Source organism: Prevotella sp. C561 (assembly GCF_000224595.1).
GTDB lineage: Bacteria > Bacteroidota > Bacteroidia > Bacteroidales > Bacteroidaceae > Prevotella > Prevotella jejuni.
This window is the reverse complement of the sequence record NZ_JH114139.1, coordinates 278,498-286,034: the sequence shown is the minus strand read 5'-3', so window position 1 is coordinate 286,034 and position 7,537 is coordinate 278,498. Positions and strand designations below refer to the sequence as shown.

At 47.0% G+C, this 7,537-nt stretch carries 4 protein-coding genes; 1 reads left to right on the top strand and 3 read right to left on the bottom strand.

The features are described from left to right. Positions 1-459 precede the first annotated feature (459 nt). Positions 460-2,007, top strand: a complete 1,548-nt coding sequence (locus HMPREF0666_RS00875) for a sulfatase (RefSeq protein ID WP_009010390.1) — start codon at positions 460-462, stop codon at positions 2,005-2,007. 1,493 nt (positions 2,008-3,500) lie between these two features. Here HMPREF0666_RS00875 and HMPREF0666_RS00870 read toward each other — a convergent pair. The 3 genes from HMPREF0666_RS00870 to HMPREF0666_RS17800 form a co-directional block, all read right to left on the bottom strand. Beyond that, positions 3,501-5,888 (bottom strand): TonB-dependent receptor, encoded by a 2,388-nt coding sequence (locus HMPREF0666_RS00870; RefSeq protein WP_009010388.1) that lies wholly within the window; start codon positions 5,886-5,888, stop codon positions 3,501-3,503. A 176-nt stretch (positions 5,889-6,064) separates the two neighbouring features. After that, entirely contained in the window at positions 6,065-6,937 is an 873-nt protein-coding gene (locus HMPREF0666_RS00865; RefSeq protein ID WP_009010387.1) for an RNA polymerase sigma factor RpoD/SigA, read from the bottom strand. Between the two features lie 396 nt (positions 6,938-7,333). Continuing rightward, the coding region (locus HMPREF0666_RS17800; RefSeq protein ID WP_009010386.1) for a hypothetical protein at positions 7,334-7,537 on the bottom strand (204 nt) is incomplete at its 5' end.

Sequence of the window (7,537 nt, the reverse complement as noted above, 5' to 3'; positions counted from 1 at the left end):
GGGGAGTAATCACCGAGATACCCCTATAAGAAGGATGTAGGCTACTTGTTGTCCCTTATTCATGCCAACATTAGCAGAAACGCTCTGTGAACTCTGTATGCCGGAGGCCTTCTGTGGGCTCGAAATGTGCGCCAAAAAGCTCCGTGAACTCTGTGCGCTCTGTGAGAGAAAAAAATCCCCAGCGTGAGAGAAAAACTTCTACAAAGTATGCAAGCAGGCCTATAGGGGTAACCTCACATATCACTCCCCTCTCCATTCGGAGAGGGGCTGGGGGTGAGGCTTCCCTTTCCTATCATCATGAATAAAACCTCCTTTCTCTTTGTACACTATAAAAAAAGTGTTATATTTGCACCAGTAAACCTAAATCAAAGCATTTATGTCTAAATCTACTACTGTCTTCTTGGGTATAAGGAAGCGTGCGCTATACCGCAACAAGTAGAGATAAACAACTTTATATATATGCAAACAAAAGTATTATACGGCTTGACAGGGGCACTGGCAATGGGTGCGGTCGTTCCTGCACAGGCACAGAAGAAACCGATGAACATCGTTTTCATTATGAGCGATGACCATTCGTATCAGACGATCAGTGCGTATGACAAACGGTTTATCAGTACTCCTAACATCGATTGGCTGGCTGATAACGGTGTGAAGTTCCAAGAGAGTTTCGTTGCAAACTCGCTTAGTGGACCTTCACGTGCGTGTATGCTCACTGGTAAACACAGCCATGCTAATGGCTTCACAGACAACACCAAGACCTTTGATGGTAGTCAGCAGACCTTCCCAAAGCTACTTCAAAAGCAGGGCTACCAGACAGCCATGATTGGAAAATGGCATCTCACCTCACTCCCAACAGGCTTTAATTACTGGGACATCCTCATCGGACAGGGCGATTACTACAACCCTGACTTCCTTAGTAATGGGAAGAGAATACGCCGTTCGGGCTATGTCACGAATATTATTGCGGACATGGCGATAGACTGGATGGAGCATAAACGCGATAAGACAAAGCCTTTCTGTCTGCTAATGCACAATAAAGCGCCTCATAGAGTATGGAATCCTGACACTTGCGACTTGCGTCTTTATGACGACGTGACCTATCCGTTGCCTAAAACCTTCTATGATGACTATGCCGGAAGACTTGCTGCTCAGAAGCAGAAGATGAGCATCATCAAGGATATGGACCTTGTCTACGATAATAAGATGGCCGATAAAGAGAACGAGATCCATACTACTACAGGACTTGAACCATGGGGACGTGCGAACTACAACCGCATGTCGCCTTCACAACGTGCACAGTGGGATAGCTATTACGACCCTATCATCAAGAAGTTTAAGGAGGATAAACTCTCTGGTAAGGCACTGGCTGAATGGAAGTATCAACGCTATATGCACGACTACATGCGAGTAATTCATTCTGTCGACCGTAACGTTGGACGTGTCATTGAATACCTCCGTGAACATAACTTACTGGACAATACAATGATCGTCTACACCTCTGATCAGGGGTTCTACATGGGCGAACATGGATGGTTCGACAAGCGTTTTATGTATGAGGAGTCGTTCCGCACGCCGCTATTGATCTACTTCCCTGGGGGTAAGCATGGCGTTATCAACGAGATGGTACAGAACATCGATTATGCTCCAACATTCCTCGATGTGGCTGGCGCAAAGATACCTTCCGATATACAGGGGCGTTCGTTCCTACCTCTGTTAGAGGGTAAGAAGCCATCAGACTGGCGCAAGTCGCTCTATTATCACTACTACGAATACCCTGCCGAGCACTCTGTTTGCCGCCACTATGGTATTCGTACGAAGCGATACACGCTCATTCATTTCTACAACGATATCGACTCTTGGGAGCTATACGACCTAAAGAAAGACCCTGAACAGATGCATAATATCTACGGGAAACCTGGTACGGAGAAGCTAACAAAGAACTTGAAGAAGCAACTCCTGCAACTTCAGGTGCAGTATAATGACCCTATTCGCAATAAGGGACTATAAGGCTTGAACGTTAACGCTACTGAGATACCCCTACAAAGAGGCTGACTTACGGTGCACAGCGTGTGTGTGTAAGTGCTCTTGTAGGGGTTTCTTTGTGTCTTATCATGCCTGCCAATCGAGGAAAGGACAGATGGGACGGCCTGTGTGAGGACTCTTCTTCCATGAAAAACGCAAGGTTCTGTTACTATGAAATATCTTTACAGACACGTTAATCGAACCACTTAGAAAGGCTCATCATATCCGTCTCTTTGACTATCGTAACCTCCTTACTATCAAAGACTTGGACACGTGTCTACAAGAAGGGCATGTTCAAGGGGTAAGAAGGGCGTCTTCAAGAGGCAAGAAAGGCATGTTCTGCATGCTTGAAAGGCCTTGTCTTGGACAGAGTAAAGGCCCCTGTGGATAGGACAGGTAAACATTCTTTACACGACAGGGTATAAGGAGACAGGGTAAAGGGAGACAGAGTAACAAAGGAACGAGGGGTAGTAACAGGGGATGAGGAGACAGAGTAACAAAGGAACAGGGGATAGTAACAGGGGATGAGGAGACAGAGTAACAAAGGAACAGGGGATAGTAACAGGGGAAGAGGAGACAGGGTAACAAAGGAACAGAGGGTAGTAACAGGGGAATAAGAGACAGAGTAACAAAGGAACAGAGGGTAGTAACAGAGGGAGAGGGGGATTGGAGTGTGTAATGTAGATGAAGGAGAATAACAGAGAGAAGGGAGAAAACAAAAGGAGGGGGTGGGTTTTTGGTGGGATTAGTCAACCCATATCGTGAATCGATTCGCTGTGTTTTCTTCGCTAATCGGGTAGTAATCGGATGGAGAAAATATAAGGATAATAAGCTGCCCATACCCTACTCTATTCGAAGAAAACATAAGAACAAATATACAGATTACTTTTGTAGAATAGACAGAAAGCTAATACGTTACGCAGACTATGAGAGTATTTCAATAACAAAAGGCTGAAACGTTGCGCAGACCATGAGATTTTCTCAATAACAAAAGGCTAAAACATTTCGCAGACTATGAGAGTATCTCAATAACAAAAGGCTGAAACGTTGCGCAGACCATGAGATTTTCTCAATAACAAAAGGCTGAGACATTTCGCAGACTATGAGGCTCTCTCAATAACAAAAGGCTGAAACGTTTCGCAGACCATGAGATTTTCTCAATAACAAAAGGCTGAAACGTTTCGCAGACCGTGAGACTCTCTCAATAACAAAAGGCTGAAACGTTTTGCAGACTATGAGAGTATATCAATAACAAAAGGCTAAAATATTGCGCAGACTATGAGACTCTCTCAATAACAAAAGTCCGAAGCGTTTTGCAGACTATGAGGCTTTCTCAATAACAAAAGGCCGAAACATTTTGCAGACTATGGGGGTATCTCGGTGATCACGCCCCTCCCTTTGGGGGAGGGGACGGGGGGAGGGGCCGACACCTGGGGCTGTTGAGTCCAGTATCTGGTGCTGTTTTGCTCCCTTCTCCCCTAAAACTCCACAGTGACCCTACCGTTTATTTGTCGGCCAGTGAGGTAGTTTGGCACTGCATACTGCTGTCCGGCGATGTCGGTAACCCAGTAGTATGAGTTGACGTTGTTTATCCCGAAGAGGTTTAAACAGTCTATTCCAAGCCAGATGTTCTTAAAGACTGTATTGCTGCGACCGTCATGGTTGTCTAATAGTCGGTAACTCATACCGATGTCGGCACGCTTATAAGCAGGTGCTCGGAAGGTGTTGTTCTCCAGTTCCTTGTGTGGTGCAGAGAACGGCAGACCGTCGGCATAGGCCAATTTGAGCGACATACGCCATCGTGTAGTCCCTGGGAAGAAGTCTGTAAAGTACAGGTTTAGCGCATAGCGTTGGTCGGTTGGGAGTGGAATACGCTTACCATTCAACTTCATACTCGTGTTCATCACGCTGAGTGTCAGCCATGAGTCAGCCCCCGGAACAAACTCACCAAAGAGCTTGAGGTCGAGTCCTGTGGCATGACCCGAGGCCGTGTTCTCACCGTAATAAGTCACCTTCACATTATCGACCGAGTAAGGGACGAGGTGTGAGAGTGCCTTGTAATAAGCCTCAGCAGTGAACTTAAACGGCCTACCCATCATCTCGAAGCGATAAGTCATGCCTGCCAACGCATGGATAGACTGCTGTGCTCGTATCTTCTGGTTCAGTGTTGCGTAGGTGACACCATTGACGATTGACGTGTCGCGAAGCTCCTTATAGAACGGAGCTTGGTAGTAGATGCCCCCTGCAAGACGGAAACTTAGGTTGCGGTTCCTGCCCGGTGTGATCGTCAGCGAGGCTCGAGGAGAGAACAGACTCTCCCCATTAAAGTCCCAATGGGCAAAGCGTACGCCATAGTTCAGCGTGAACAACGTCGGAACAGAGTCACGTGTTTGGAAGTTCCACGTGTCTTGTAGGTAGCTCTCGAAGCGTTTCGCATTCAGTTCGTTACGAGCCCGAAGCGAATAGATCATCTTTAAGTCGCGCCCAGTATGCGGTACGTTATACCCTGCCGAGTCACGGTATTCATATTCAGCCGAGTTCTCCTTGATGCGTTCGAACTTATAGGTCACAGCCCCCTCGAGCCTGTGTTTACCCATGCGGTGCTGCATCATCAGTTTCAAACTGCGCACATTCGCATTAAGATAGTCGCGGGAATGTTGCATATACGTACCCACCCCGAGGTTCTCAGACGTCTCCGTCTGTGTGAGCCAGTACTGTCCTTGGATGTCATAGCGTTCCTGCTCCTTCGTTGTGAAAGCCGAAGCGAGGAGAGAAAGGTCGGTGTGAGCACTCAAATGGCGTGTGATCGCCAACGAACCAAAGAAGGTTCTAAAGAGGTCACGTTCCTTTCCATCGAAATAGACACGGAACTTCTTGACGTTCTGAAGCGTTCCAAAGTTCGTTTCTCGGTCTTCTGGCTCAAAGTCATAACGGTTTTCTGATATATTACCGATAAAGTCCACCTGCCAACGCTTGTTGGGTTTCCATGAGAGATAAGTCTGATAATCGAGGAACGACGGCCGATATTCGCCCTTTGTCTGTAGTGATCCGAGTAGGTAACGATTAGTTTTATAACGCACGCCATTGGTCCACGTCAACTTCTTCGCAGCCAGTCCGAGGTAGGCCGAAGCCCCTAAGAGAGAGGCCGAAACCGTTGCCTCGGTCCTCTTCGGCCGTTTATAAGTGATGTCTAAGGCCGAGCTCATCTTGTCACCATACTTTGCCTCGAAGCCACCCGTTGAGAAACCAACGCTCTCAACCATGTCGGGATTGATGATGGAGAGCCCCTCCTGCTGTCCACTTCGCACTAAGAAAGGTCGGAACACCTCTATGTTATTGATATAGACAGAGTTCTCGTCGAATGTTCCTCCACGCACATTATATTGTGAGGATAGCTCGGAGTGGGTAGAAACACCCGCCTGTGTCTGTACTAACTCTTCGACAGCGTTGCCCGAAGTAGAGGGTCCTTGCTTCGTCTTCTGAACGTCTAACTCCTCCGTCGTACCGTGCTGCTTGGTCTTTCCTTGCACTACCACCTCTTGCAGTTCGTTGTCGTCAGCCAACTGAATGAGCAGTGTCTGCTTCCCTTTTGGACGCACGAGAACCCTCGTCTTAGTCTTGTAGCCAATCATTGAGAAGCGCACCTTCACGGAGTCTTCACTCTGTAGTTGCATATTGAACTCACCTTTCAGGTTGGTCATCGACAGTTTTCCTTGCGTAACAACCATGACAGAAGCTAACTCGATAGGGTTCCCATCCTTGTCAGAAACCTTCCCTTGTAGCGTAAATGATTGTGCTACTGCTATCTGAGCAGCCACGATGAACAATAGTAGTAATATGTATTTCTGAATATCCTTACGTCTCATACCTTATATAACGATGGTGTTGTGGTTTTATTGTCCTACTCAGTCGCTTAGAAGAGAAAGACTTATCGCAAAGCTCCCCTCGTCCCTCACGATTCTTCATCAGCCTAAACAAAAAAAGTGGATGCGCCCTATTCGACACATCCACATCTATCATTAATGTTTTGTTGTAGCCTTTCTTAGCCCAAGTACTTCATGAGTACGCGAGCATTACCGCTCTCACGAATCTTCTCGATAGCCTTCTCACGAATCTGGCGAACACGCTCACGGGTAAGACCCATCTCTGTTCCAATCTCTTCCAGACCCTTCTCTTGGCATCCGATACCGAAGCACTCGGTGACAATCTTTATCTCTCTATCCTTAAGAGTGTTCTGTAGAACGGCCCGAAGGTCGTCTGACATAGACTCGAAATCGACGCTGCGGTCGGTGCGAGAGTCGTCACCTGACGAGAGCATATCACTCATTGAGTTATCGTCATCATCGCTGAAAGGAGCGTCGATACTCATGTGGTGGTTGTCAGCACTTTGACTTTGACGGATGCGAGCCTCGTCGATACCAGTCAACTCAGCCAACTCGTGGATAGAAGGACGACGGTTGTGTTGCTGCACAAACTCGTTCGTCACCTGGTTAATCTTAGATATAGCACCCACCTGATTGAGCGGTAGTCGCACAATACGGCTCTGCTCAGCGATAGCTTGCAGAATACTTTGACGGATCCACCAGACAGCATACGAGATAAACTTAAAGCCACGAGTCTCATCGAACTTCTCGGCCGCTTTAACCAAGCCAATGTTTCCCTCGTCGATAAGGTCGGTCAGGGAGAGACCTTGGTGTTGGTATTGTTTAGCCACAGAGACGACGAAACGGAGGTTAGCCTTAATCAGTTTCTCCTTCGCGCGTTCGCCTTTTCGGCCGCCCTTATGGATTTCCTGTGCCAGTTCAATCTCCTCATCAACGGTAATCATCGGCTCACGTCCGATCTCAACAAGGTACTTATCGAGTGCCTCACTGGAACGGTTAGTGATACTTTTTGAAATCTTAAGTTGTCTCATGAATGGTTTACTATTTCCTCCTAAAACTATAGCTATATTCCGTTATCCTAAGTTGATACGGCTTGCAAAGGTACATATAAATATGTGAATAGCCAAATCTCCGTGCGTTTAGTTGTGCTTTTTTATGCTTTTTTATATGTTTCAGGGAGGGAGAGGGGCTACGAGGTTACTCTTATTGGGCAGTTTGCGTGGGAGTGTGTATTTCTTTCTACCACGCTGGGAAGTTCTTTCTCTCACAAAGGATATATTTATCTCTCACAGAACTCACAGACTTAACAGAACCTTTTTGCGCCCTGTTTAATTTGTGGGGAGTTTTTTCTCTCACAGAACTCACAGACTTAACAGAACCTTTTGGCGCACGTTTCGAACCCACAGAAGGCCTCCGGCATACAGAATTCACAGAACGTTACTGCCAAAGATGGCTGTAAGGTTCTGTGAAATCGGTTGACTTAATGTCTCTGTGGAATGCTGTGTGTTCTGTTCTTCTGTGTTTTTCTGTGAGAAAAAGAATAATTGCGAGACTCGCTGGAGAGGTTTTCTCTCACAGAGCGCACAGAGTTCACGGAGCGTTTGGCGCACAGTTTGAGCCCACAGAACGCC